Below are 26,689 nucleotides of genomic sequence, written 5' to 3'. Positions count from 1 at the left end.
CGCCTACGGCAACCAGGGCTGGACCGCCCCGCCCGGCCCGCAGGCCGGCCCCGGTGCCCCCCAGCAGCCGCAGGCCGCACCCGGCACCCCGCTCGGTTACAACGCCGCCGTGGAGCTGTCCTCCGACCGGCTGCTGCGCAACCAGCCCAAGGCGCGCAAGAACAACCAGGGCCCGTCCCGCTTCAAGCTCGGCGCCAAGAAGGAGGCGGCGGAGCGGGAGCGGAAGCTGGGTCTGATCCGTACGCCGGTGATGTCCTGCTACCGGATCGCGGTGATCAGCCTCAAGGGCGGCGTCGGCAAGACCACGACGACCATGGCGCTCGGGGCCACGCTCGCCACCGAGCGACAGGACAAGATCCTGGCGATCGACGCCAACCCGGACGCCGGCACCCTCGGCCGACGGGTGCGGCGCGAGACGGGCGCCACCATCCGCGACCTCGTCCAGGCGATCCCGCAGCTGAACAGCTACATGGACATCCGCCGCTTCACCTCGCAGGCGCCCTCGGGGCTCGAGATCATCGCCAACGACGTGGACCCGGCGGTCTCCACCACGTTCAACGACCAGGACTACCGCGCCGCGCTCGACGTACTGGGCAGGCAGTACCCGATCATCCTCACCGACTCGGGTACCGGTCTGCTCTACAGCGCGATGCGCGGAGTACTGGACCTCGCCCACCAGTTGATCATCATCTCCACGCCCTCCGTGGACGGTGCGAGCAGCGCCTCGACCACGCTCGACTGGCTGTCGGCGAACGGCTTCGCCGATCTCGTCCAGCGGTCGGTCACCGTGATCTCCGGTGTCCGTGAGACGGGCAAGATGATCAAGGTGGAGGACATCGTCGCCCACTTCGAGACCCGCTGCCGCGGTGTCGTCGTGATCCCCTTCGACGAACACCTCGCGGCGGGCGCCGAGGTGGACCTCGACATGATGCGTCCCAAGACGCGCGAGGCCTACTTCGATCTCGCCGCCCTCATCGCCGAGGACATCGCCCGTACGCAGCAGGGCTTCGGCAACCCGAACCTGCAGTACCAGCAGCCTCAGCAGGGGTACCCGGCCCCGCCGCAGCAGCCCTACGCCCAGCCCGGCGGCGCCCCCCAGACGGCGCAGGACTGGCAGCAGGTCCAGCAGCAGCCCGGACCGGGCCAGGGCTGGCAGCAGCAGGCGGCGCCGCCCCAGGATCCACAGCAGAACCAGCCCCAGCAGGGCGTCGTTCCGCCGCCCGGCTGGACGCAGCAGTAGCGGACCCCGTGGGCAACGTCTGAGGGCCGGCACCATCACGGTGCCGGCCCTCAGGCGTCCGCGTACGTCGCGGGCGCAAGCGCACATCCCTGGTGACACTGTTTGTCACCGCTTGTCGCTACTGCAGGTCGAACTCCCCGTCGCGCGCCCCGAGTACGAACGCCCGCCACTCCGCCGCGGTGTAGCGGAGCACCGTGTCGGGGTCAGCGGAGTTGCGCATCGCGACGGCGCCGCCCTCCAGATAGGCGATCTCCACGCGCTCGTCCTGGGGTCCGTCAGGGGAACCGACCCACTCGACGCCACTGATGTCCATGGCGTACAACGCTTCCTTCTCCTGCTCGGTCGCCACCGGCTCACTCCGTTCACCTGACTTGCGGACCAGTACGAACTCTACAACCGGGCTCGGGGCACGCGCGTTGCTCTTTATTCGGGTGCAAGCGTCACGCGCTGGCCTGGGCAGCGTCACCGGTCTCTACCAATGGGTGTGAATTCGCCGTCAACTCGTTATTTCCGCAGGCCACATGGGGTTCGCGCGCCGTTGACTGGTGCAGACGACCGCTGATAGACACTCAGGTCTACCAGCTGGCGAACCCTTGATCGACACGATCGGAAACGATCGGCAAGCCATCCCTGCACGAGCGATGACGCGAGGTCCCCGACCCATGGACACACCAGCTCAGCACGACCGGCACGGCAGAGGGCGCACCTCTCGCCGCCGCCCCCTGCGCCTCCTCCTGGCCGCCGCTGCCGCGGCGTTCACCCTCACGGCCGGTCTTGCGACACCGCTCAACCCGGCCGCCGAGCAGGCCAAGGCGGCCGACGACGGCAAGAAGGTCCTGACGGTCGCGGTGGCGCAGAGCGTCGACTCGCTGAGCCCGTTCCTCGCCCAGCGTCTGCTCAGTACGAGCATCCACCGGCTCATGTACGAGTACCTGACCAACTACGACCCCAAGGACAACCACACGATCCCGGGCTTCGCCACCAAGTGGGAGCCGTCCGAGGACAAGTTGACCTGGACCTACACCATCCGGTCCGACTCCAAGTGGTCCGACGGCAAGCAGGCCACCGCGGCCGACGCCGCCTTCACCTTCAACAAGATGATGACGGACGAGGGCGCCGCGACCGCGAACGGCAGCTTCGTCGCCAACTTCAAGAAGGTGACCGCGCCCAGCCCCACCAAGCTGGTCATAGAACTGAAGAAGCCGCAGGCGACCATGGCGGCCCTTGACGTCCCGATCGTGCCCGAGCACATCTGGAAGGACGTCGACGACTACTCGAAGTTCAACAACGACAAGACCTTCCCGGTCGTCGGCAACGGCCCCTTCATCCTCACCGACTACAAGGTCGACCAGTACGTGCGGCTCAAGGCCAACAAGGACTTCTGGCGCGGCGCGCCCAAGTTCGACGAGCTGGTCTTCAAGACGTACAAGGACCAGGACGCCGCGGTCGCCGCGCTGCGCAAGGGCGAGGTGTCGTTCGTCGCCGGTGCTCCCGCGCTGACGCCCGCTCAGGCCGCTTCGCTCAAGGGCGAGAAGGACATCAAGGTCAACGAGGGTCCGGGCCGCCGTTTCTTCGCGCTGGCCACCAACCCGGGTGCGCGGACCAAGGACGGCGAGAAGTTCGGCGACGGCAACAAGGCGCTCCTCGACCAGCGGGTCCGGCAGGCGCTGTTCCTGTCCGTCGACCGCAAGACGATCATCGACAAGGTCTTCCAGGGCCACGCCGTCGAGGGCGAGGGCTACATCCCGCCGCGCTTCTCGACGTACTTCTGGAAGCCGTCCGACAGCCAGAAGCTCGCGTACGACCCGGAGAAGGCGGCCAAGCTGCTGGACGAGGCGGGCTACGAGCTCAAGGGCGACCAGCGCGTCGGCAAGGACGGCAAGCCGCTCAACTTCCGCATCCTGTGCCACGCCACCGACCCGAACGACAAGGCGGTCGGCAAGTACCTGAAGGAGTGGTGGGGCGACCTCGGCATCGGCCTGGAGGTGCAGTGCCTCGACGACGTCTCCGTGCCCTGGTACGCCGGTGACTACGACCTCGCCTTCGACGGCTGGTCCGTGAACCCGGACCCCGACTTCGTCCTCGGCATCCACACCTGCGCCGCCCTGCCCACCAAGGCCAAGGAGAGCGCGGCGACGGACAACTTCATCTGCGACAAGACGTACGACGAGCTGTACGAGAAGCAGCTTGCCGAGTACGACCCGGCCAAGCGTGCGGACATCGTGAAGCAGATGCAGTCGTGGCTGTACGACTCCGGATACATGAACGTCATCGCGTACCCGAACGCGGTCGAGGCCTACCGCACCGACCAGATCAAGTCGATCCAGACGATGCCCACCGCGGCCGGCAACATCTACGGCCAGGACGGGTACTGGAGCTGGTGGTCGGCTGTTCCGGCCGGCGGCACGAGCGAGGCGAGCGCCGGCGGGGACAGCGGCGCAGGCGGTTCCACGGGTGCCGTCATCGGCATCGTCGTCGCCGTGGTGGTCCTCGCCGCCGGGGGGATCCTGATCGCGATGCGCCGCCGCACCACGGCCGACGACCGCGAATAGCAGCACGCCGCTCCTACACCATCACGAACGGCACGAGTAGCGAGAGTCCCCCATGACAGCAGAGAGCACTCCAGCGCTCGTGCAGAGTGCGGACACCGACGGCGGCCCGGCACAGCCCGGGCCGCCGGCCGCCCGCGGTCCACGGGCGCGCAACACCAGGGCCTATTTCCGGTACATGGCGGGGAAGATCGCCGGCGCGATCGTCTCGCTCTTCGCCGTCCTGGTCACGAGCTTCTTCCTCTTCCGGCTGATCCCGAGCGACCCGGTGAAGCAGATGACGGGGGGACGTCCCGTCTCCGCCGAGCAACTCGGGTCGCTCAGGCGGCAGTTCGGGCTCGATCTGCCGCTCTGGCAGCAGTTCACGGACTACGTCGGTGACGCGCTCACCGGCGACTTCGGGATGTCGTATCAGTTCCACTCCCCCGTCATCGGCAAGATCGCCGAGGCGGTCCCGGCCACGCTGCTGCTCACCGGCACGGCGTACGTCCTCTACACGGTGCTCGGGATCTGGCTGGGCACGCGCACCGCGTGGCGCAACGGTTCGAAGAGCGACCGCTTCCACACCGCGTTCGCGCTCACGCTGTACTCGGTGCCGTCGTTCTGGCTCGGCCTGCTTCTCATCATCGTGTTCTCGGTGGGGCTCGGGCCGATCCCGGGCCTGTTCCCGACGGGCGGTCTGGAGTCGGGCGGCGAGACCGGCTTCGCATACGTCATCGATGTCGCGCACCACCTGGTCCTGCCGGTGATCACGCTGGTCGCGGTCGGCTACGCGCAGACGCTTCTGGTCATGCGCTCCTCGCTGCTGGATGAGATGGGCAGCGACTATCTGACGACGGCGCGTGCGAAGGGGCTGCGGGACGATCTCGTACGGCGCCGGCATGCCGTACCGAACGCGATGCTGCCGACGTTCACCCTGATGTTCGTGAACCTCGGGCATGTGGTGGCGGGCCAGATCCTGGTCGAGACGGTGTTCTCCTGGCCGGGCCTGGGCGGACTGTTCTACCAGGCACTCAGCGTTCCCGATCTGCCGCTGGTCCAGGGCCTGTTCTTCGTCTTCGCCACCGCGGTGATCCTGGCGAACACCCTTGCCGACCTGCTGTATCCGTTGCTCGATCCCCGGGTGGGCCGATGACGACAACCGACTCGACGGCCGCGGGGCCGGCGGCCGAGGCCGCCGAGAGCCCCCGCGCCCTGGCCCGTGCCCGCAAGCGCCAGTCCCTGGCGCGCTTCTGGCGCGCGTACCGTTCCCACAAGAGCGGCCTGTGGGGACTGGCAGCGCTCGTCCTGATCGCGCTGATCGCCCTTGTCGCACCGCTGCTGGTCGGCGCGGACTCGCAGAGCGTCACCGACGCGCCGGGCGGTCCTCTGGAGTCGCCGAGCGGTGAATTCCCTCTTGGGACTGACCAGTTCGGCCGGAGCGTGCTGGCGCTGCTGGTGTGGGGCGCGCGTGTCTCGCTCACTGTGGGGTTGCTGGCGGCGGTGCTGTGCGTGGCGATCGGCACGGTCGTGGGTATCGTCGCGGGCCACTTCCGGGGCTGGTACTCGACGGTCCTGATGCGGGTCACGGACTGGTTCCTGGTGATGCCGACCCTCGTGCTTGCCATCGCGCTGGCCACGGTGATGGACCGCTCCATCTGGACGGTCATCCTGGCGATCGGCGTCACGACGTGGCCGACCACGGCCCGTCTGGTCCGCGCCCAGACGCTGGCCGTGGAGTCCCGGCCGTACATCGAGCGCTCCCGTGCCCTCGGCGGCGGACACGGGCACATCATGCTCCGCCATGTCCTGCCGAACGTCATGCCGCTCGTCCTGGCGCAGACCACACTCGTGATCTCCAGCGCGATCCTCACCGAGGCCACGCTCGCCTTCCTCGGCCTCGGCGACCCGACGATCACGTCCTGGGGCGGCATGCTGCAGGACGCGCGGGAGGCGGGCGCGGTCAGCGCGGGCCACTGGTGGTATCTCGCTCCTCCCGGCATCGCGGTCGCCGTGGTGGCACTGGCGTTCACGCTGTGCGGCCGCGCGGTCGAGTCCGTCCTCAACCCCAGGCTGGGGGTGTCCCGTTGAGCATCCAGGAGACGTCGAAGACCACGCAGGCTCCGCGTACGGAGCAGGCCCCCCTGTTGGACGTACGCGATCTGGAGGTCACGTACGCGGGTGGGGCCGCCGCCGTCCGCGGGGTGAACCTCACCGTGGAGGCCGGCCAGAAGCTCGGCATCGCGGGCGAGTCGGGCTGCGGCAAGTCGACGCTGGCGCTGGCGCTGCTGAGGCTGCTGCCCGCCGGGACGAAGGTGTCCGGGGAGATCCTGCTGGACGGCGAGGACGTGCTGACCATGAAGTGGGGGCGGGTCCGGGCGGTGCGCTGGGCGGGCGCGTCGATCGTCTTCCAGGGCGCGATGCACTCCCTCAACGCCGTGCACCGCGTCGGCGACCAGATTGCGGAGCCGATCCTGCTGCACCGGAAGGAGACCCCGGCGGGCGCCAAGCGGAAGACGGGCGAGCTGCTCGAGCACGTGGGGCTCCCCGCGTCCCGCGCGGACGCGTATCCGCACGAGCTGTCGGGAGGCCAGCGGCAGCGGGTGATGATCGCGATGGCGCTGGCGTGCGATCCGCGCCTGATCATCGCCGACGAGCCCACGACGGCGCTCGACGTGATGATCCAGGCCCAGATCCTCCGCCTGATCGAGCAGCTCGTGACCGAGCAGGACCTGGGGCTGATCATGATCAGCCACGATCTGGCGGTGCTGGCCGACACGTGCGACAGGCTCGCGGTGATGTACGCGGGGCGTGTGGTCGAGGAGGGCCCGGCGCTGCAGGTGTACGAGGACGCCCGGCACCCGTACGGGAAGGCCCTGTCGGCGGCGTTCCCGCGCATCGGCGACCCTGCGTCCCGCTTCGCACCGCGCGGCCTGCCCGGCGACCCGCCGGACCCGTCGGATCTGCCCTCCGGCTGTGCGTTCCATCCGCGCTGCGCGGTGGCGGTGGAGTCCTGCTCGCGGGAGGACCAGGCGCTGCGGGACGCGGGGCGGGCGCGGAGGGCCGCGTGCGTGCATGTGGGCGAGGCGGAGCGGCCGGGGGCCAAAGCCGAGGCCGAGACCGGGACCGAGGCCGAGGCCGCAGGAGAAGCGAGGAGCAGTACGTCATGACCACCTCTCCGTCCCCGGCTCCGACGCCGTCAGAGACGCCGACGCCGTCAGAGTCTCCGGCGCCCTCGGAATCCCTGCTCAGCGCCGTCGGTCTGCGCGTCACGTTCCCGGGTCGGCATGGGGCCGCCGTGGAGGCCAGGGCCGTCGACGGTGTCGACCTCGACATCAGGCCGGGCGAGATCGTCGCGCTGGTCGGTGAGTCGGGCTGCGGCAAGACGACGCTGGCCCGCACGTTGCTGGGGCTGGTGCGGCCGACGTCCGGCCGGGTCACGTTCGGCGGGAGGCCCCTCGACTACGCGTCGCGCGCGCTGAAGGCGTACCGCAAGCGCGTCCAGCTGGTGCTGCAGGACCCGAGCGGCTCGCTCAACCCGCGGCACACGGTGTACGACGCGGTGGCGGAGGGGCTGCGTATCCACGGCTATACGGGGGACGAGCGGGCGGCGGTGGCTCAGGCTCTGTCGCGGGCCGGGCTGCGGCCTCCGGAGCGGTTCTTCCTCCGCTATCCGCATGAGCTGTCGGGCGGCCAGCGGCAGCGCGTCGTCATCGCGGGCGCGCTGGTCCTCGAACCCGAACTGATCGTCGCGGACGAGCCGGTGGCCTCGCTGGACGCCTCGGTACGCGGCGAGATCCTCGCGCTGCTGCTGCGCCTGCGGACCGAACTGGGACTGTCCGCCCTCGTCGTGACCCACGATCTGGGCCTCGCCTGGAACATCGCCGACCGGGTCGCGGTGATGTACCTGGGCAGGATCGTCGAGACGGGCGACGTCGAGCAGGTCCTGACGGCGCCCCGGCATCCGTACACGCAGGCGCTGCTGTCCGTGCTGCCCGAGGCGGGAGGCGACCCGGTGGTGCTCACCGGCGAGCCCCCGGACCCGTCCCGCATTCCCTCCGGGTGCCGCTTCCATGTCCGCTGCCAGATCCTCGCGAGCGGCAAGGCGGCCGAGGAGGGGGTGGCCGACGCCTGCCGGACGCGGGATCTGCCGGTGCTCGCGGGGTCGGGTGGGGCACAGGTGGCCTGCCATTGGGCGGCGGGCCGTGCGGGGGTGACGCGGGCGGGCTGAGAGGGCACCTTGGGCGGTCAGAGCCACGTCCGCCCGCCCCGGGTCCCCGACCAGGCCCCGTGTGCCTGCTGCGGGAGCCCCGACCAGGCCCCCTGTGCCTACTTCGGCCGCCCCGAAGTCGCCTCGTACGCCTCGATGAGCTCCCGCGACCGCTTCACGTCGTCCGCGATGGCCTCGAGGAGGGCCTCGATCGACGCGAACTTCGCCTGGCCGCGGACGAAGGAGAGGAAGTCGACGGCGACGTGCAGGCCGTAGAGGTCGAGGCCGACGCGGTCGATGGCGTACGCCTCGACGGTGCGTTCCGTGCCGTCGAACTGCGGGTTCGTGCCGACGGAGATCGCGGCGGGCATCGCCTCGCCCTGGGCGTGCAGCCAGCCGGCGTAGACGCCGTCGGCCGGGATGGCGGTGTGCGGCAGCGTCTCCACGTTGGCGGTGGGGAATCCGAGATCGCGGCCGCGCTGGGCGCCGCGGACGACGACGCCCTCGACGCGGTGCGGGCGGCCGAGGATCTCGGCGGCGCCCTCGACGTCCCCCTCGGCGATCAGCCGGCGGGTCAAGGTCGAGGAGAAGGGCTCGCCGCCGCCCGCCTCACCGCGCACGAACAGGTCGATGACCTCGACCTCGTAGTCGTACGTGTGGCCGAGTTCGGCGAGGAAGTCGACGGTGCCGGCTGCCTTGTGGCCGAAGCGGAAGTTCGGGCCCTCGACGACGGCCTTCGCATGCAGCTTGTCGACGAGGACCTTCACGACGAAGTCCGCGGGCGACAGCTTCGAGAACTCGGTGGTGAACGGCAGGATGAGCAGCGCGTCCACACCGAGCTCGGCCATCAGTTCGGCCCGCCGGTGGTGCGGGGCGAGGAGCGGGGGGTGGCTGCCGGGGCGTACGACCTCGCTGGGGTGCGGGTCGAACGTGACCACGACAGACGGGATCCCCAGCTCCCGCGCGCGGTCCACCGCGCGCCCGATGATCAGCTGGTGCCCGCGGTGCACACCGTCGTAGGAGCCGATGGTGACGACGCTGCGCCCCCAGTCCTGGGGGATGTCCTCCAAGCCACGCCAGCGCTGCACTGTGACCGCTCCTCGAACCTGTGTCCGTGATTCCGTGTTTGCGTCCTTGCCTGATACGCAGATACGCAGGTCTAAGACTGCCATGCCGCTTCCCGCCGAGTCGCAGCGGTATGGGGAGCTGCCTCGGCGACCGCGTCCAGCCAGGGCATACGGCCACGGCGTCCGGCATCGGCGACGGCCCCCGACGGGACCTTGCCGAGACCCTGCCGGGACCTCGCCGGAACCCTGCCGGGCCCGGTCTCAGCCAAACACCGCCAGGCTCTTGGCCTTGCCCTTGGACTCCTCCACCAACGCCAGGAAGCGCCCTTCCGGGTCGAAGACGGCGATCGCTCCCGCGCCCGCGTACGCGTCGGGCATCTCCAGTCGTACACCGTTCGTCAGCAGCCGTGCCCGCTTGGCGTCCACGTCCCAGCGCGGGAACGCGGCCGCGGCGGCCTCGGCGATCGGCATGACGGTGAGCTCCTGCTGGAGCTGGTCGAGGGTTCTGGCCGCGTCCAGCTTGTACGGGCCCACGCGGGTGCGGCGCAGCGCCGTCAGATGGCCGCCGACGCCCAGGTCGGCGCCGAGGTCGCGGGCGAGCGCCCGGATGTACGTCCCGGAGGAGCACACCACCGAGACGACCAGGTCGAGGACGGGCGTGCCGTCCTCGGCGACGGCGTCACGGACGTCGTAGACGGCGAAGGACGACACGGTCACCGGGCGGGCCGGGATGTCGAATTCCTCGCCCTCGCGGGCCCGCTTGTAGGACCGCTTGCCGTCGATCTTGATGGCGCTGACCTTGGACGGCACCTGCATGATGTCGCCGGTGAGCTTGGCGATCCCGGCGTCGATGGCGTCACGGGTCACGCGGGATGCGTCGGCGGACGAGGTGATCTCGCCCTCGGCGTCGTCGGTGACCGTGTTCTGGCCGAGCCTGATCGTGCCGAGGTACTCCTTCTCGGTCAGCGCCAGATGACCGAGAAGCTTTGTCGCTTTCTCGACACCGAGGACGAGCACGCCGGTCGCCATGGGGTCGAGCGTTCCCGCGTGGCCGACGCGGCGGGTCCTGGCGATCCCGCGCATCTTGGCCACGACGTCGTGCGAAGTGAAGCCCGACGGCTTGTCGACGATGACAAGCCCGTCGGGCGTGGTGGTCTTCTGCGTCATTCCGCGGCGTCGCCGTCCGTCTCGTCCTCGCCCGGCTTGCGGTACGGGTCCGCCTCGCCGGCGTAGGAAGCGCCGGCCGAGGCCTCGCGCACCGCCGCGTCCGAGGCCCGTGCCTTGTCGAGCAGGTCCTCGATGGTGCGTGCGGTGTCCGGGAGGGCGTCCGCCACGAAGGTCAGGGTCGGCGTGAACTTCACGCCCGCCGCCCGGCCCACCTCGGAGCGGAGGATGCCCTTGGCGCTCTCCAGGCCCGCCGCCGCGGCGGCGCGCTCCTCGTCGTCCCCGTACACGGTGTAGAAGACGGTCGCCTCCCGCAGATCACCGGTGACCCGGGTGTCCGTGATGGTCACATGCGAACCGAGCCGCGGGTCCTTGATCCCGCGCTGCAGCTTCTGGGCAACCACCTCTCGGATGAGGTCCGCCAGCCTTTTCGCCCGCGCGTTGTCGGCCACTGGTCCGTCTCCCCTTTGTTCCTGGGATTGTCTTGCCTTGTTGGGTCGGTCGTAGTCGACCATGTCCGGTCGTGGTCGACCGTTTCGGTGGCCGACGACCGCTTTCCGCCGCCGGCCGCGTCAGCCGTCGGCGGCTGCCTTCAGTCGTCGTCGCCGTGGAACCGGCGCCGCACCGAGAGCAGCTCCACTTCGGGCCGGCCGGCGACGAGCCGCTCGCAGCGGTCCAGTACGTCGCTCAGGTGTCCCGCGTCCCCGGACACCATCGCCAGGCCGATTCCGGCCCTGCGATACAGGTCCATGTGATCGACCTCGGCCGCGCTGACCGGGTACTTCCGCTGGAGGTCGGCGACGATCGGGCGGACGATGGAGCGCTTCTCCTTGAGCGACCGTACGTCGCCGAGGAGCAGGTCGAAGGACAGAGTCCCCACATACATGGTGTGTCCGGATGTCCCGCCGGTACGGGTTCTGTGTAGCTCGGGTGCCCTGCCAACCGCGTGGCAGGAACATCAGAACGGTACACGCAGCGGCCGGGGCCGATCGACGGGAATTTCTCCCGCCGACCGGCCCCGGTCGTCAGCGACGCGGTCAGCCGCGCGGCTTCTCGCGCATCTCGTACGTCGCGATGACGTCGTCGACCTTGATGTCGTTGAAGTTTCCGAGGTTGATACCGCCCTCGAAGCCTTCGCGGATCTCGGTGACGTCGTCCTTGAAGCGACGCAGGCCCTCGATCGTGAGGTTCTCCGCCACGACCTTGCCGTCGCGGATGACACGGGCCTTGCTGTTCCGCTTGACCTCGCCGGAGCGGATGAGCACACCCGCGATGTTGCCCAGCTTGGACGAGCGGAAGACCTCGCGGATCTCCGCCGTACCGAGCTCGACCTCTTCGAACTCCGGCTTGAGCATGCCCTTGAGGGCCGCCTCGATCTCCTCGATCGCCTGGTAGATGACCGAGTAGTAGCGGACGTCCACGCCCTCGCGCTCGGCCATCTGCTGCGCACGCCCGGCGGCGCGCACGTTGAAGCCGATCACGATGGCGTCCGAGCCCATCGCCAGGTCGATGTCCGACTCCGTGACCGCACCGACGCCGCGGTGCAGGACGCGGATGTCGACCTCTTCGCCGACGTCGAGCTGGAGCAGCGAGGACTCCAGGGCCTCGACCGAACCAGAGGCATCGCCCTTGATGATGAGGTTGAGCTGCTGGACCTCGCCGGCCTTGAGCACCTTGTCCAGGTCCTCGAGGGAGACGCGGCGCACCCGCTTGGCGAACGCGGCGTTGCGCTCGCGGGCGGCACGCTTCTCGGCGATCTGGCGGGCCGTGCGGTCCTCGTCGACGACGATGAAGTTGTCGCCGGCGCCCGGGACGTTGGTCAGACCCAGGACCTGGACCGGGGTGGACGGACCGGCCTCGTCGACCGTGTTGCCCTGGTCGTCGTACATGGCGCGTACGCGGCCGTAGGCGTCGCCGACCACCATGGTCTCGCCGACCCGCAGGGTGCCTCGCTGGACCAGGACGGTCGCGGTGGCGCCGCGGCCGCGGTCGAGGCGGGCCTCGATCGCGATGCCCTGTGCGTCCTGCTCGGGGTTGGCGCGCAGGTCCAAGGCGGCGTCGGCGGTGAGCACGACGGCCTCGAGGAGGCTGTCGATGTGCAGACCCTGCTTGGCGGAGATGTCGACGAACATCGTGTCGCCGCCGTACTCCTCGGCCACCAGGCCGTACTCGGTCAGCTGACCGCGCACCTTGGTCGGGTCCGCGCCCTCGACGTCGATCTTGTTGACCGCGACCACGATCGGCACGTCGGCCGCCTTGGCGTGGTTCAGCGCCTCGATCGTCTGGGGCATCACACCGTCGTTGGCCGCCACCACGAGGATCGCGATGTCGGTCGACTTCGCACCGCGGGCACGCATGGCGGTGAACGCCTCGTGACCCGGGGTGTCGATGAAGGTGATCTTGCGCTCGTCACCGTTGACCTCGGTGGCGACCTGGTACGCACCGATGTGCTGCGTGATGCCGCCGGCCTCGCCCGCGATGACGTTCGTCTTGCGGATCGCGTCGAGCAGCCGGGTCTTACCGTGGTCGACGTGACCCATGACGGTCACCACCGGCGGACGCGAGACGAGGTTCTCCTCGCCGCCCTCGTCCTCGCCGAACTCCAGGTCGAAGGACTCGAGCAGCTCGCGGTCCTCCTCCTCGGGGCTGACGATCTGAACGGTGTAGTTCATCTCGTCGGCGAGCAGCTGCAGCGTGTCGTCCGAGACCGACTGGGTCGCGGTGACCATCTCGCCGAGGTTCATCATGACCGCGACGAGCGACGCCGGGTTGGCGTTGATCTTCTCCGCGAAGTCGGTGAGGGACGCACCGCGCGACAGGCGAACGGTCTCGCCGTTGCCGCGAGGCAGCATCACGCCGCCGACCGACGGGGCCTGCATGGCCTCGTACTCCTGGCGCCTCTGCCGCTTCGACTTACGGCCACGACGCGCCGGACCGCCGGGACGGCCGAACGCACCCTGCGTGCCACCACGGCCACCGGGACCACCGGGACGGCCGCCGAATCCGGGACGGCCACCGCCGCCGCCGAAGCCGCCACCGCCGGCGGGGGCACCGCCACCGGGACGACCGGCGAAGCCGCCGCCACCACCCGGACGACCGCCGCCGCCACCGGGACGACCGGCACCGGCGGGACCGCGACCGCCACCGGGGCCGGGACGCGGGCCCGCAGCGGGACGCTGCGGCATCATGCCGGGGTTCGGACGGTTGCCACCGGGACCGCCGCCCGGACGCGGAGCCTGCGGACGGGGCATGCCGCCCGGGGTGGGCCGGGGACCGGCCTGGCCCTGCGGACGGGGACCGCCCTGGCCTGCGCCCTGCGGACGCGGGCCGCCGGGCGCTCCGGGACCACCGGGACGCGGGGCGCCGCCGGGACGGGGCGCCTGCGGGCGCGCCATGCCGGTGGAGCCGCCGGACGTGAAGGGGTTGTTGCCCGGACGCGGACCGGCCGGACGGGCGCCGGGACGGGGGGCCTGGGCACCCGGACGCGGAGCGCCGGGACGCTCGCCGCGGTCGCCACGGCCCTGACCGGGACCGGCCGGACGGGCACCCGGCTTCGGGGCACCCGGACGGGCGCCGGGACGCGGACCTGCCGACGGGGCGGCAGGAGCGGACGGCGGCGCGGTGAACTCCGGCTGGGCCGGTGCCGCGGGTGCGGGCTTGGGGGCCGGCTTGGGACCCGGCGTCGGGCGCGGGCCCGGCGCCGGTGCGGCGGCCGCGGGCTTCTCGGCCGCGGGGGTCGCGGGCCGGGGGGCCGCCGGGGCCGGAGGCTTCGGGGCAGCCGGACGAGCCGCCTGCGCCGGGGAGGGCGCGGCGGGCCTGGCGGGCGCCTGCTTACGGGGGGCACCGGGCTTCGCGGCGGACTTGCCGGAGCCGTTGCCCTGCTGGAATGCGTCAGTCAGTTTGCGTACTACGGGCGCCTCGATCGTCGAGGACGCCGAACGGACGAATTCACCGAGTTCTTGGAGCTTGGCCATGACGACCTTGCTCTCCACGCCGAACTCCTTGGCGAGTTCGTATACCCGGACCTTAGCCACTTCGCTCCTTTTAGGTCCGGGTTGCGGCCGGACCGTCGCTACTTCATGGGCGTACTCATCGCGTACTCATCGAGTGCTCATCGCAATCTCGACCTACTTCCGACTCGCGAGGTACCTGGGCCGCACGGGGGTTCCGTACGGCGCTTCTTACGGTGTTGCCTGCTCAGCAACTGTCTTCCACCGCCTGGCGCAAGCCTGCCGTGTCGAGCGGTCCCCGGGCACGGAAGGCCCGGACGAACGCCCGGCGGCGGACCGCCAGGTCGAGACAGACCAGGGCGGGGTGCACATAGGCACCCCGGCCGGGCAGCGTACCGCGAGGATCGGGGACGCACGCGTCCTCGATCACCACGATGCGCAGCAGATCGCTCTTGGCCGCTCGCTCCCGGCATCCCACACAGGTGCGCTCAGGGCGTGCTCGGGCGTGCGTCCGGCCAGACACAGTTAAGTCTACCTCCCCGTATCGACCTCACCCCTTTGGGGCAAAAATCGAACGGCTGTCGTCTTGATCTCTACGGCCCCCGGCGTGATCTCGTCGGGGGCCGTGCTGTCGGTTGCCGCCAGGCCTGCTGCGGGGTGCCCTCAGGCCTCCTGCGGGGCCTGCTCCGTGTCCGGGCGGATGTCGATCCGCCACCCGGTCAGCCGAGCCGCGAGACGGGCGTTCTGCCCCTCCTTGCCGATCGCCAGCGACAGCTGGTAGTCCGGCACGGTGACCCGCGCGGAGCGGGCCGCGAGGTCGACGACCTCGACCTTGGAGACCCGGGCCGGGGAGAGCGCGTTGGCGACCATCTCGGCCGGGTCGTCGGACCAGTCGACGATGTCGATCTTCTCACCGTTCAGTTCGGCCATGACGTTGCGCACACGGCCGCCCATGGGCCCGATGCAGGCGCCCTTGGCGTTCAGGCCCGACCGGGTGGAACGCACGGCGATCTTGGTGCGGTGGCCGGCCTCACGGGCGATCGCGGCGATCTCGACGGAGCCGTCGGCGATCTCCGGGACCTCCAGCGCGAAGAGCTTCTTCACCAGGTTCGGGTGCGTACGCGAGAGGGTCACCGACGGGCCGCGGACGCCCTTGGCCACCCGTACGACGTACGAGCGCAGGCGCATGCCGTGCTGGTAGTCCTCGCCCGGCACCTGCTCCTGCACGGGCAGGATCGCCTCGAGCTTACCGATGTCGACCAGGACGTTCTTCGGGTCGCGGCCCTGCTGGACCACACCGGTGACGATGTCGCCCTCACGGCCCGCGTACTCACCGAGCGTCGCGTCGTCCTGGGCGTCGCGCAGCCGCTGGAGAATCACCTGCTTGGCCGTCGTCGCGGCGATCCGGCCGAAGCCGGACGGGGTGTCGTCGAACTCGCGGGGCTCCTGGCCCTCCTCGAGGTCCTCGGGGTCTTCCTTCGCCCACACCGTCACATGGCCGGTCTCCCGGTTGAGCTCCACGCGCGCGTGGCGGCGGCTTCCCTCGGTGCGGTGGTAGGCGATGAGGAGGGCCGCCTCGATCGCCTCGACCAGGAGCGAGAAGGAGATCTCCTTCTCCCTCACCAGACCCCGCAGGGCACTCATGTCGATGTCCACGGCTACGCCTCCTCTGCGTTCTCGATGTTCTTGATGTTCTTGCTGTTTTTGGTGTTCTGGGTGCCTTCGGCGGACGTGCTCTTGCGACTGAACTCGATCTCCACCCGCGCCTTGGCGATGTCCGTGAAGGCGAGCCTGCGGGATGTGGGCTTGCGGCCCTTCACACCGGGCACCTCGAGGTCCAGACCCTCGTCGTCCACCTTCAGGATCCGGGCGACCAGCTCGCCGCCGCCCGCCTCCGGCGTCAGCCAGAACCTCGCCAGGCGGTCCGTGGCGCGCACGAAGTGGCGGTGCTCCTTCAGCGGGCGCTCGGCGCCCGGGGAACCGACCTCGAGGGTGTACTCGCCCTCGCCCATCACGTCGTGCTCGTCGAGCTTCGCCGAGAGTTCGCGGCTCACCTCGGCGATCTCGTCCAGATCGACACCCTCGTCGGAGTCGATGACGACCCTCAGCACCCGCTTGCGCCCGACCGAGGCCACTTCGATCTCTTCGAGATCCAGGTCCTTGGAGCTGACGAGCGGTTCCAGTAGTTCTCGCAGCCTCTCGCTCTGGGTGGTGCTCATCCGGGTGACTCCTCGGCCGCGTGTGCTGTTGTGGGTAGGTCGCGTGACAGGTCAAAGGGTATCCGGTCCCGGGGGGTGTTGCCGTCCACCGGTCCGGCCGTCCGTGCGGCGTCCGAAGGGGCCGCCGGAGGCGAACCGGGCTACAGGTGACGAGCCGCTGGCGCGGGCCGGGGCGGTCCGACGGTACGGTGATCAAGGCCTCTCGGCCGCTTGTTCCCCTCGCTGTCCACTCGTACGAAACCCTCGAGGACGTCTGTCGTGTCGCTGCCCCTGCCGTCGCGTGCGCGGCGTACCCCTGATGGGCCGTCCGGGCCCTCGGGGCCTGGTCGAAGGAGTGTTCTCGCCGGTGCGGCGGGTGCGGTGGGCACGGCCGTCGCCGGTGCCGGGCTGCTCGCGGGGTGTTCCGACGGGGATTCCGGCAGCGGCTCGGCCGGCACGGCGGCGCGGCGCCCGTCCGCGTTGGAGCGGGCACGCGCGCGTGCGGCGAGCGACAGCGCCGGGCTTGTCGCGCGGTACGACGCGGTGATCGCGGCGCATCCCTCGCTGGCCAAGCGGCTGGAGGTGTTGCGGGAGGAGCTGGTGCGGCATGTGGAGGCGTTCGGGGGCGAGATGGCGGCGGCCGGGGCTACGGGGGGCGCATCGGCTGCGGCGTCGCGCTCCGGGGACGCGGCATCGGCTTCGCCGTCTGCCGCCGCATCGGATTCGGCTGCCGCTCCGCCTTCACCTTCGCCTTCGGGTTCTGCGTCTGACGCCGGGAGCGACGTGCCCGCGGACAAGAAGGACGCACTTGCCTTTCTCGCCTCCGCCGAGCGTGACCTGGCGGACCGGCGCGGCGCCGCGCTGCTCGAGGTGCCCGGCGAGCTGGCCCGGCTGCTCGCCTCTGTCGCGGCGGCGGGTGCGGCACACGCGTATCTGCTGACGGAGGGTGATTGATGAGCGGGGCCGACGACGGCGAGGGCCGGAAGTCCAAGAGCGACGGCAGCGCCGTACTGAAGGCCGTGCAGGCCGCGCTGGGCGCGGAGCATGCCGCCGTGTACGGCTACGGGGTCGTCGGCGGCAGAATCGGTGGCGAACGCCGGGACGAGGCCCGGGCGGCGTACGACGCCCATCGCGCCCGGCGCGACGAACTCATGCGCATCGTGCGGGACTTGGGCGGCGAGCCGGAGCAGGCGGCTGCGGCCTACGCGCTGCCCTTCCCGGTGCCGGACGCGGCGGCGGCCGCCCGGCTCGCCGCCGAACTGGAGGATCGGGTCGCCGGGGTGTATTCCGATCTCGTACGGGCAGCCGAGGGCAGTCGGCGGCGGACGGCCGCGGACGCGCTGCGGGAAGCGGCGGTGCGGGCGGCCCGGTGGCGGGGCGGCAGCGTAGCCTTCCCTGGTCTCGCCGAGCGGTCCGGTACGCCGTCCGCTTCGGCGACGCCGAGCGCGTAGAGCCAGGCCGGGCGCGTTCGGCGCACCGTACCGGCCCCCGAACGGCCCGACTGGGAAGGAATCACCCGCGCATGGCTTTCGAACCGCCCCAGCGCCTCGTCAGAGCACTCGGCGAGTCGCTGCACGACGGGGACGACGGAGCCCGCGCCTGGCTGGAGAAGCTGCCGGAGCTGGCCGGGGCGGCCGTGGCCCGGCGTGAGTTGGCCGTCGAGCGGGTGATGGTGCCCGGTGGGCGCAGCAGTCTCGTCGTCCTGGTGCGTCTGTCCGACGGCCGGCCCGCCGTGCTCAAGCTGGCGCCGCGGCGTGCCCGGCCCGGGAGCGAGCGGGCCGCGCTGGCCTGCTGGGGCGGGCGGGGCGCCGTGCAGTTGCTGGACGTGCCGGGCGAGGGCGAGGCGCCCGGGGGCGGCGACGCCGGCGGTGAGAACGGCGATGACGGGGTGCTGCTGCTGGAGCGTCTGCATCCCGATGTGTCGCTGCGGTCCCTGCCCGAGGCGAAGTCACTGCTGGAGGCCGCCGGGACGTTGCGGCGGCTGTGGGTGGACCCGCCCGCGGGTCACCGCTTCGAGACGGTGGCCGAGCGGACCGGACGGCAGGCCCTGGCGATGCGGAAGGGCGCGGACGCCGATGCCGACGTGGCGCCGCTGGTCGACGCGGCGCTGGCGGCGCGGGACGAGCTGGTGGCCACGGCGCCCGAGCACAAGCTGCTGCACGGGACGTTCCGGCAGAGCAAGGTGCTGGCGGGCGACCGCATGCCGTGGCTCGCCGTCGGACCGGATCCGGTGGTGGGCGAGTGCGCCTTCGATCTGGCGCGGCTGGTGCGGGACCGGGTCGAGGACCTTATCGCGTCACCGTCGGGCGCGGCGATCACCCGGCGCCGGGTGAAGCGCCTCGCGGACTCCCTCGAGGTGGATCTGGAACGGCTGCGCGGCTGGACCCTCTTCCGCGCCGTGGAGTCGGGGGTACGGGCGCGCCGCGTCGGCCGCGTGCAGGACTCGGAGCTGCTGCTGGAGTTCGCGGGCTGGCTGTAGGGCGTCGGCAGTAGGGCTTCCGGCCGGGTCCCGGGCCCGCCGGTCCCTCTGTGGCACCCCGGGGTTCCGGCCTGCCGGTCCCTCTGTGAAGGCCCACAGCTATGGGCACCGAGGCAACGTCTGAACCGGGGAGAACCTGTCCAGGCGCCATGCCCCGGGACGAACCCGCCTGCGGGTCCGTCCCGGGGGGGCGACGGCACGGTTACGCCGTCAGGCGGGCGATCGCCTCTTCGACGGTCAGCTCCTCGCGCTCACCGGTGCGCCGGTCCTTCAGCTCGAGGACGCCCTCGGCGGAGCGCCGCCCGGCGACCAGGATGTTCGGTACGCCGATGAGCTCGGCGTCGGTGAACTTCACGCCGGGCGAGACGCCGGCCCTGTCGTCCACCAGCACGCGGACGCCCGCGACGCCCAGCTTCTCGGAGACGTCGAGCGCCAGCTCCGTCTGGAGCGCCTTGCCGGCGGCCACCACGTGGACGTCGGCGGGTGCGACCTCGCGCGGCCAGCACAGGCCCTGCTCGTCCGCCATCTGCTCGGCGAGCGCGGCCACGGCACGGGAGACGCCGATGCCGTACGAGCCCATGGTGACGCGGACCGGCTTGCCGTTCTGGCCGAGCACGTCGAGCTGGAAGGTGTCCGCGTACTTACGGCCGAGCTGGAAGATGTGGCCGATCTCGATCGCACGGTCCAGCTTCAGGCCGGTGCCGCACTTCGGGCAGGGGTCGCCCTCCTCCACGACGACCACGTCCAGGTAGTCGTCCACCTCGAAGTCGCGGCCGCACACCACGTTCCTGGCGTGCTTGTCGGGCTTGTTCGCGCCCGTGATCCACGACGTGCCGGGGGCGACGCGCGGGTCGGCGATGTAGCGGACCTTGCCCAGCCCCTGCGGGCCCACGTAGCCGCGTACGAGATCGTCGCGGCCCTCGAAGTCCTCGGCCGTGACCAGCTCGACGACCGCCGGGGCGAGGTGCTCGCCGAGCTTGCCGAGGTCGACCTCGCGGTCGCCCGGGACGCCGACGGCCACGATCTCGCCGTCCACCTTGACCAGCAGGTTCTTCAGGGTCGCGGAGGCCGGGACGCCGAGGTACTCGGCGAGGGTCTCGATGGTGGGGGTGTCGGGGGTGTCGAGCTCCTCGACCGGCGGGTGCTCGGCGCCCTCGACAGGCTTGAGCTCGAACGTCACGGCCTCGGTGTTCGCCGCGTAGTCGCAGGCCGGGCAGTCCACGAAGGTGTCCTCGCCGGCCCCCGCCGGAGCCAGGAACTCCTCCGACGCCGAACCGCCCATGGCGCCGGAGACCGCCGACACGATCCGGTAGTCCAGGCCCAGGCGCTCGAAGATGCGCTGGTACGCCTCGCGGTGCAGGCGGTACGACTCCGCCAGGCCCTCGTCCGTGGTGTCGAAGGAGTACGAGTCCTTCATCTGGAACTCGCGGCCGCGCAGGATGCCCGAGCGCGGGCGGGCCTCGTCGCGGTACTTCGTCTGGATCTGGTACAGCATCACCGGCAGGTCCTTGTAGGACGCGACCTGGTCCTTCACGACGAGCGTGAAGATCTCCTCGTGGGTCGGGCCGAGGAGATACTCGCCGCCCTTGCGGTCCTTCAGCCGGAACAGCAGGTCGCCGTACTCCTCCCAGCGGGCGGACGCCTCGTACGGCTCCTTGGGCAGCAGGGCGGGGAGCAGGACCTCCTGGGCACCGATCGCGTCCATCTCCTCGCGGACGACGCGCGAGATGTTGTCCAGGACCTTCTTGCCCAGCGGGAGCCAGGTCCAGATGCCCGCCGAGTTGCGGCGCACATACCCGGCGCGGACCAGCAGCTTGTGGCTGAGCGTCTCGGCGTCCGCCGGGTCGTCGCGCAGTGTCTTGACCATCAACCGGGACATGCGCTGGACCTGGGCCATGATTCTTAACTCCTGCTACGTAAGGGTGATGGCTAGGAGGTTAGCCCCGCGGTCCGCGCCGGTGGAAATCCGTTACCGCCTGAGTGGTCCCTCACCGCCTGAGTGGTCCCTCACCGCCTGAGCGGCAGGTGCGCCCCCATCACCGCGTACGGCTTCGGTGCGCTCGGGAAGAGGACCTGCCTGGCGAGGTCCTCGTAGCCGAGCGAGAAGTACAGGCCGCGGGCCGGGCTGTCGATGTCGATCGCCGAGAGGATGGAGCGGGGCTCGTCGGCCTCGTCCGTGATCCGCGTGATCAGCGCGCGGCCGATGCCGCGGTTCTGGTACGCGGGCAGGACGTGCAGCTCGGTGATGACGAAGGAGTCGTCGAGCCAGGTGTCGTGGCCCCGGGCGCGCAGATACGGCTGGACGACGGTGGACCACCAGTGGGTGCGGTCGTTCGGCATGCCGTAGACGAATCCGACGAGCCGGCCGTCGCGCGTGAACGCGCCGAGGGCCCGCGCCCCGGGGTAGGTGATGTGCCGCAGCACGATCTGCCGGCGCACCGTGACCTCGTCGGCGCTGAGCCCGAAGGCCTCCGCCTGTACGGCCAGCGCCTCGTCGACCCGGGCGGCCAGATCCAGCGGGCCGATCACGACGTCGTCGGGGGTACGGGAGCCCGGCCCGGGAATGCGCAGCATGTCGGCGAGAGTACCTCGGGGTCGGAACCCCGGGCCCTCGGGACCGGGGATCAGGCCTGGGATCCGGCCTGGGATCAGAACAGCACGCTCATGAAGGCGCCGATCTCCTGGAAGCCGACCCTCCGATACGCGGCGCGTGCCGCCGTGTTGAAGTCGTTGACGTAGAGGCTGGCGACCGGTGCGACATCCGTGAGGGCGTAGCGCAGCACCGCCGCCATGCCGGGCGCCGCGAGGCCCTGCCCCCGGTACTCGGGCGCCACCCAGACGCCCTGGATCTGGCAGGCCAGCGGGGTCGCGGCGCCGATCTCCGCCTTGAAGACGACCTTGCCGTACTCGTCGAGGCGGGCGAACGACCGCCCGGATCCGACCAGTTCCGCCACCCGCGCCTGGTAGAGAAGCCCGCCGTCGCCCGCGAGCGGGGAGATGCCGACCTCCTCGGTGAACATCGCCACGCACGCCGGCATGATCGTTTCCATCTCGTCCTTGCGGATGCGGCGGACGTACGGATCGGGAGCGACGTTGTCGGGGAGCCGGTCGGTGACCATCAGCGGCTGGTGGGCGCGGACCTCGCGGGCCGGTCCCCAACTCGGTTCGAGCAGCCGCCACAGCTGGGCGGTGGGTCCGGCCGGGCCGACGATCGACGAGCAGCGGCGGCCGGCCCGCCGGGCGCGGTCGGCGAAGGCGCGTACGGCCTCGGGGGTGGCGCAGATCGGCACGAGATTCGCGCCCGCGTAGCACAGGGACTGCAGCATGCCGTCCGCGTACCAGCCCCACATCTCGCCGCCGAGCCGCCACGGGTCCAGGCCCGCGGTGTGCACCCGCGACGCCACGAACGCGTTGGGGACGGGCTCACGGTCGAGCACCGCCAGCGCGGCATCGAGGTCACTCGGTTCGAGGACCCGGGTGGTCGTCTGCGTCAACAAGATTCGTGGGCCTCACCATACGGTCTGCTGATTTCCGCACTGTACCTGGCGAGGTTGTGTGGCGCCGCCCCATGGGACGTCCCACCACTGGGACGCAGACGCCCCACCGCTGGGACGCAGACGCCCCACCGCTGGACACAGCGGTGGGGCGTACGGCAGCGCGGAGATCAGCCGGCGACCGAGACCTCGGGCTCGCCCGACATGACCCCGTCCTTCTCCATCTGCTCGGCGAGCTTCATGGCCTCCTCGATGAGGGTCTCCACGATCTTCGACTCGGGCACCGTCTTGATGACCTCGCCCTTCACGAAGATCTGGCCCTTGCCGTTGCCGGAGGCGACGCCGAGGTCAGCCTCGCGGGCCTCGCCGGGGCCGTTCACGACGCAGCCCATCACGGCCACGCGCAGCGGCACCTCCATACCCGTCAGACCCGCCGTGACCTCCTCGGCGAGCGTGTAGACGTCGACCTGGGCGCGGCCGCAGGACGGGCAGGAGACGATCTCCAGGCCGCGCTGGCGCAGGTTCAGCGACTCCAGGATCTGGATGCCGACCTTGACCTCCTCCACGGGAGGAGCCGACAGCGAGACGCGGATGGTGTCGCCGATGCCCTGGGAGAGCAGCGCACCGAAGGCGACGGCCGACTTGATGGTGCCCTGGAAGGCCGGACCGGCCTCCGTCACGCCGAGGTGCAGCGGGTACTCGCACTGGGCGGCGAGCTGCCGGTACGCCTCGATCATCACGACCGGGTCGTTGTGCTTGACGGAGATCTTGATGTCCCGGAAGTCGTGCTCCTCGAAGAGGGACGCCTCCCAGAGGGCGGACTCGACGAGGGCCTCGGGGGTCGCCTTGCCGTACTTCTGCAGGAGCCGCCTGTCGAGGGAGCCCGCGTTGACGCCGATCCGGATCGGGGTGCCGTGGTCCTTGGCGGCCTTGGCGATCTCCTTGACCTGGTCGTCGAACTTCTTGATGTTGCCGGGGTTCACGCGCACGGCCGCGCAGCCCGCCTCGATGGCCGCGAACACGTACTTCGGCTGGAAGTGGATGTCGGCGATCACCGGGATCCCCGACTTCTTCGCGATGACCGGCAGCGCGTCGGCGTCGTCCTGCGTGGGGCAGGCCACGCGCACGATCTGGCAGCCCGAGGCCGTGAGTTCGGCGATCTGCTGCAGCGTCGCACCGATGTCCGAGGTCCGCGTCGTCGTCATGGACTGCACCGACACCGGAGCGTCCCCGCCGACCGCCACGGATCCGACCTGGATCTGCCGGCTCTTCCGGCGCTCGGCGAGCTTGGTCGGAACGGACGGCATGCCGAGAGAAATCGCAGTCATCTGCTGTGCAACCCCAAGGTATGGATCAAGGTCCCGTCATCGGGCTCCGGGCCTTCGAGGTTACGGCACGCCCCGATGCCGGAGCACATCACGTCCTTATGTCCACCCCAACGGCAGCGGCCGGGCAGTAAGCCTGCCCGGCCGCCGTGAATGCCCCGTGATCAGGAGATTCTCACCGGGTTAACAACGTCGGCGATGAGCACGAGGATCGTGAAGCAGACGAAGATCCCCGCCACCACGTACGCGACGGGCATCAGCTTCGCGACGTCGAACGGGCCCGGGTCCGGCCGCCGCAGCAGCTTCGCCGTGTGGCGGCGCAGGGACTCCCACAGGGCGCCCGCGATGTGCCCGCCGTCGAGCGGCAGCAGCGGCAGCATGTTGAACAGGAACAGCGACAGGTTGAACCCCGCGACAAGGAACAGCATCATCGCGATCTGGTTCTCCGGCGGGATGTCCATCGTGAACACCTCGCCGCCGACGCGGGCCGCGCCGACGACGCCCATCGGCGAATCGGGCTCGCGCGGGCCGTCGCCGAACGCCGCGTCCCACAGGGCGGGGATCTTGGAGGGCAGCGAGATCAACGACTCGACGCCGTTCTCCATCATGTCGCCCATGCGCTCCACGGACTGGCCGAAGGACTGCTGGACGATGCCCGACGCGGGCGTGAAGCCGAGGAAGCCCGCATACACGTACTTGCCCTCGACGTAGCCGCCCTCGCCGTCGGTCTTGCTGACCTGGTTCTTGATCAGGTGCGCCTTGAGGTCCTGCCGCTTGCCGTCGCGCTCGACGGTGAGGGTGACGTCCTTGCCGGGGTTGGCGCGGATGTCGGCCTGCAGCGTGGACCAGTCGTCCACGGGCGCCCCGTCGAACGCCACGATCTTGTCGCCCGCCTTGAGGCCGGCGGCCTTGGCGGGCGCGGCCTCGTCGCCCTTCTCGCAGGTCGTGCGGTTCTCGCTCTGCTCGATGACGCAGTCGGAGACCTTGCCGACCGTGGTGGTCTGGGTCTGGACGCCGAAGGTCATCATCACGCCGAGGAAGATCGCCACAGCCAGCACGAGGTTCATGAAGGGGCCCGCGAACATCACGATGACCCGCTTCCACGGCTTGCGCGTGTAGAAGAGGCGGGTCTCGTCGCCGGGCCTGAGCTCCTCGAACGCCGCCGACCTGGCGTCCTCGATCATGCCGCGCCAGGGCGAGGTGGAGCGGGCCTCGAGACGGCCGTCCTTGCCGGGCGGGAACATCCCGATCATGCGGATGTAGCCGCCGAGCGGGATGGCCTTGATGCCGTACTCGGTCTCGCCCTTCTTGCGGGACCAGATGGTGGGGCCGAAACCCACCATGTACTGCGGCACACGGATCCCGAAGAGCTTCGCGGTCGACAGATGTCCCAGCTCGTGCCAGGCGATCGAGATCAGCAGCCCGATCGCGAAGACGACTATGCCGAGGATCATCATCAGGGTCGTCATGCACGAACCTCCGCGGTCGTCCGTGTCGCTTGGGTGTGGGCCGTCAGTTCACGGGCCCGGGCGCGCGCCCAGGTCTCCGCTTCGAGGACGTCCGCGACGGTCAGCGAAGTTCCCGTACGCGGCGTGCCGTGCTCGGCCACGACCTGCGTAACGGTCTCCATGATCCCGAGATACGGCAGGGCGCCGTTCAGGAACGCGTCCACGCACTCCTCGTTTGCCGCATTGAACACCGCCGGAGCCGTGCCCGCGAGCTCGCCGACATGCCGGGCGAGCCCCACCGACGGGAAAGCCTCCTCGTCGAGGGGGAAGAACTCCCAGCTCGACGCCTTCGTCCAGTCGAACGCAGGCGCGGCGTCCGGCACCCGCTCCGGCCAGCCGAGCCCGATGGCGATGGGCCCGCGCATGTCGGGCGGGGTGGCCTGCGCCAGCGTCGATCCGTCGGTGAACTCGACCATCGAGTGGACATACGACTGCGGGTGCACGACGACCTCAATGCGGTCGAAGGGAATGTCGTACAGCAGGTGGGCCTCGATGACCTCGAGTCCCTTGTTGACCAGCGTCGCCGAGTTGATGGTGATCACCGGGCCCATGGCCCAGGTGGGGTGGGCGAGGGCGTCCTGGGGCGTGACGTCGGCGAGCTCCGACTTCGTACGCCCCCGGAACGGGCCGCCCGACGCGGTCACGACCAGTTTGCGCACGTCCGCGCGCGTGCCGGCCGCCAGCGCCTGGAAGAGCGCGGCGTGCTCGGAGTCGACGGGGATGATCTGCCCCGGCTTGGCGAGCGCCTTGACCAGCGGGCCGCCGACGATCAGCGACTCCTTGTTGGCGAGGGCGAGGGTGCGGCCGGCTTCGAGGGCCGCGAGGGTCGGGGCGAGGCCGATGGATCCGGTGATCCCATTGAGCACGGTGTGGCAGTCGGACGCGGCGAGCTGCGTGGCCGCGTCGGGGCCCGCCAGTATCTCGGGGAGCGGCTCCCCCGGCCCGTACTGGGCGCTCAGCGCCTCCCGCAGTGCCGGTACGACGTCCTCGCGCGCGACCGCGACGGTCCGCACCCGCAGCTGCCTGGCCTGCTCGGCCAGCAGCTCCACCCGTCCGCCGGCGGCGGAGAGCCCGGTGACCCGGAAACGGTCGGGGTTGCGGAGCACGAGGTCGATGGCCTGGGTGCCGATCGAGCCCGTGGAGCCAAGGATGACGATGTCCCGGGGGCCGTCTCCGACGACGGGGTCGAAGACGAGGTGCGGGTCCGCGAGGGGGGATGGGCTGTCGCTCATCCCCCCATTGTGGCCGCAACGGGGCCCCTGCCGGGGGCCGGGTACGGTGCGGGGCGCCCGCCGTCGTGGGCTGCGCCCACCCCCAGGGGGGCGGGTACTGGGGCAGGGCGCCCGCCGTCGTGGTGTTGTGCCCACCCTCCCCCAGCTACCGCTGGGAGGTGCCCCCAGCCCTGCGGAACGATTGCCCACAACGGTCAGCGGCTCGCGCCGCCCCAATGATCAACCCGCAGGCGCCATCGGGCCGAAGGGGACGTGGCGGGATGTGCGCCCGCAGCGGCTGGCGCAAACTCCGGG

At 70.7% G+C, this 26,689-nt stretch carries 24 protein-coding genes; 9 read left to right on the top strand and 15 right to left on the bottom strand.

The window, feature by feature from the left end; genetic code table 11:
* Positions 1-1,240, top strand: a 1,240-nt coding sequence (locus tag STSP_RS32665; protein WP_232789881.1) for a MinD/ParA family ATP-binding protein, incomplete at its 5' end; no start/stop codon positions are given.
* A gap of 118 nt (positions 1,241-1,358) precedes the next feature.
* Here the strand turns inward: STSP_RS32665 and STSP_RS32660 are convergent.
* Entirely contained in the window at positions 1,359-1,589 is a 231-nt protein-coding gene (locus STSP_RS32660) for a DUF397 domain-containing protein (protein ID WP_067284648.1), read from the bottom strand.
* Between the two features lie 313 nt (positions 1,590-1,902).
* On the opposite strand from STSP_RS32660, the gene STSP_RS32655 reads away from it, so the two are divergent.
* From STSP_RS32655 to STSP_RS32635, 5 genes are read left to right on the top strand one after another with little or no spacing between them, the layout of a single operon-like run.
* Positions 1,903-3,792, top strand: coding sequence for an ABC transporter substrate-binding protein (locus STSP_RS32655; protein WP_067284647.1), 1,890 nt, complete (start codon positions 1,903-1,905; stop codon positions 3,790-3,792).
* A gap of 52 nt (positions 3,793-3,844) precedes the next feature.
* Entirely contained in the window at positions 3,845-4,924 is a 1,080-nt protein-coding gene (locus STSP_RS32650) for an ABC transporter permease (protein ID WP_067284646.1), read from the top strand.
* Positions 4,921-5,859 (top strand): ABC transporter permease, encoded by a 939-nt coding sequence (locus tag STSP_RS32645; RefSeq protein ID WP_067284645.1) that lies wholly within the window; start codon positions 4,921-4,923, stop codon positions 5,857-5,859. Before STSP_RS32650 ends, STSP_RS32645 begins: the two co-directional genes overlap by 4 nt.
* Entirely contained in the window at positions 5,856-6,938 is a 1,083-nt protein-coding gene (locus STSP_RS32640; RefSeq protein WP_078067698.1) for an ABC transporter ATP-binding protein, read from the top strand. Before STSP_RS32645 ends, STSP_RS32640 begins: the two co-directional genes overlap by 4 nt.
* Positions 6,935-7,999: an oligopeptide/dipeptide ABC transporter ATP-binding protein gene (locus STSP_RS32635; RefSeq protein ID WP_078067697.1), complete on the top strand. Its 1,065-nt coding sequence runs from the start codon at positions 6,935-6,937 to the stop codon at positions 7,997-7,999. The genes STSP_RS32640 and STSP_RS32635 overlap by 4 nt, the downstream gene beginning before the upstream one ends.
* Before the next feature lie 98 nt (positions 8,000-8,097).
* Here STSP_RS32635 and STSP_RS32630 read toward each other — a convergent pair whose 3' ends face one another.
* The 8 genes from STSP_RS32630 to rimP all read right to left on the bottom strand — a co-directional run bounded on the left by STSP_RS32630 (position 8,098) and on the right by rimP (position 16,378).
* Positions 8,098-9,066, bottom strand: coding sequence for a bifunctional riboflavin kinase/FAD synthetase (locus STSP_RS32630; RefSeq protein ID WP_078067696.1), 969 nt, complete (start codon positions 9,064-9,066; stop codon positions 8,098-8,100).
* Positions 9,067-9,306: 240 nt separating this feature from the next.
* Positions 9,307-10,212, bottom strand: coding sequence for a tRNA pseudouridine(55) synthase TruB (truB, locus tag STSP_RS32625; protein ID WP_067284643.1), 906 nt, complete (start codon positions 10,210-10,212; stop codon positions 9,307-9,309).
* Positions 10,209-10,661, bottom strand: coding sequence for a 30S ribosome-binding factor RbfA (rbfA, locus tag STSP_RS32620; RefSeq protein ID WP_067284642.1), 453 nt, complete (start codon positions 10,659-10,661; stop codon positions 10,209-10,211). The genes truB and rbfA overlap by 4 nt, the downstream gene beginning before the upstream one ends.
* Before the next feature lie 140 nt (positions 10,662-10,801).
* Complete coding sequence (locus STSP_RS32615) at positions 10,802-11,095, bottom strand: DUF503 domain-containing protein (RefSeq protein WP_067284640.1); 294 nt, start codon at positions 11,093-11,095, stop codon at positions 10,802-10,804.
* 151 nt (positions 11,096-11,246) lie between these two features.
* Positions 11,247-14,243, bottom strand: coding sequence for a translation initiation factor IF-2 (gene infB / locus STSP_RS37840; RefSeq protein ID WP_078067695.1), 2,997 nt, complete (start codon positions 14,241-14,243; stop codon positions 11,247-11,249).
* Between the two features lie 163 nt (positions 14,244-14,406).
* Positions 14,407-14,682: a YlxR family protein gene (locus tag STSP_RS32605; protein ID WP_078067694.1), complete on the bottom strand. Its 276-nt coding sequence runs from the start codon at positions 14,680-14,682 to the stop codon at positions 14,407-14,409.
* Positions 14,683-14,822: 140 nt separating this feature from the next.
* Positions 14,823-15,815: a transcription termination factor NusA gene (gene nusA / locus STSP_RS32600; RefSeq protein ID WP_067284635.1), complete on the bottom strand. Its 993-nt coding sequence runs from the start codon at positions 15,813-15,815 to the stop codon at positions 14,823-14,825.
* 2 nt (positions 15,816-15,817) lie between these two features.
* On the bottom strand, positions 15,818-16,378 hold the full coding sequence (gene rimP, locus STSP_RS32595) for a ribosome maturation factor RimP (RefSeq protein ID WP_067284634.1): 561 nt from the start codon (positions 16,376-16,378) through the stop codon (positions 15,818-15,820).
* 360 nt (positions 16,379-16,738) lie between these two features.
* Between rimP and STSP_RS32590 the strand changes: the two genes are divergently transcribed.
* The 3 genes from STSP_RS32590 (at position 16,739) to STSP_RS32580 (ending at position 18,836) form a co-directional block, all read left to right on the top strand.
* A complete protein-coding gene (locus tag STSP_RS32590; protein ID WP_067284633.1) occupies positions 16,739-17,311 on the top strand; it encodes a hypothetical protein in 573 nt (190 codons plus the stop codon).
* Positions 17,311-17,808, top strand: coding sequence for a ferritin-like domain-containing protein (locus STSP_RS32585; RefSeq protein ID WP_067284632.1), 498 nt, complete (start codon positions 17,311-17,313; stop codon positions 17,806-17,808). The genes STSP_RS32590 and STSP_RS32585 overlap by 1 nt, the downstream gene beginning before the upstream one ends.
* A gap of 71 nt (positions 17,809-17,879) precedes the next feature.
* Positions 17,880-18,836, top strand: a complete 957-nt coding sequence (locus STSP_RS32580) for an aminoglycoside phosphotransferase family protein (protein ID WP_067284631.1) — start codon at positions 17,880-17,882, stop codon at positions 18,834-18,836.
* 202 nt (positions 18,837-19,038) lie between these two features.
* Here the strand turns inward: STSP_RS32580 and STSP_RS32575 are convergent, their stop codons facing one another.
* From STSP_RS32575 to dxr, 6 genes are all read right to left on the bottom strand, one after another.
* Complete coding sequence (locus tag STSP_RS32575; protein ID WP_067284630.1) at positions 19,039-20,733, bottom strand: proline--tRNA ligase; 1,695 nt, start codon at positions 20,731-20,733, stop codon at positions 19,039-19,041.
* Positions 20,734-20,843: 110 nt separating this feature from the next.
* Entirely contained in the window at positions 20,844-21,410 is a 567-nt protein-coding gene (locus STSP_RS32570; RefSeq protein WP_067284629.1) for a GNAT family N-acetyltransferase, read from the bottom strand.
* Positions 21,411-21,484: 74 nt separating this feature from the next.
* Complete coding sequence (locus STSP_RS32565) at positions 21,485-22,333, bottom strand: GNAT family N-acetyltransferase (protein WP_067284628.1); 849 nt, start codon at positions 22,331-22,333, stop codon at positions 21,485-21,487.
* 167 nt (positions 22,334-22,500) lie between these two features.
* On the bottom strand, positions 22,501-23,658 hold the full coding sequence (gene ispG, locus STSP_RS32560) for a flavodoxin-dependent (E)-4-hydroxy-3-methylbut-2-enyl-diphosphate synthase (RefSeq protein ID WP_067284627.1): 1,158 nt from the start codon (positions 23,656-23,658) through the stop codon (positions 22,501-22,503).
* Between the two features lie 161 nt (positions 23,659-23,819).
* Positions 23,820-25,124, bottom strand: a complete 1,305-nt coding sequence (locus STSP_RS32555) for a M50 family metallopeptidase (RefSeq protein ID WP_067284626.1) — start codon at positions 25,122-25,124, stop codon at positions 23,820-23,822.
* Positions 25,121-26,395, bottom strand: coding sequence for a 1-deoxy-D-xylulose-5-phosphate reductoisomerase (gene dxr, locus STSP_RS32550; protein ID WP_067284625.1), 1,275 nt, complete (start codon positions 26,393-26,395; stop codon positions 25,121-25,123). Before dxr ends, STSP_RS32555 begins: the two co-directional genes overlap by 4 nt.
* Positions 26,396-26,689 lie beyond the last annotated feature (294 nt).

This window comes from Streptomyces jeddahensis, assembly GCF_001642995.1.
GTDB lineage: Bacteria > Actinomycetota > Actinomycetes > Streptomycetales > Streptomycetaceae > Streptomyces > Streptomyces jeddahensis.
This window is presented reverse-complemented; position numbering and strand designations above follow the sequence as displayed.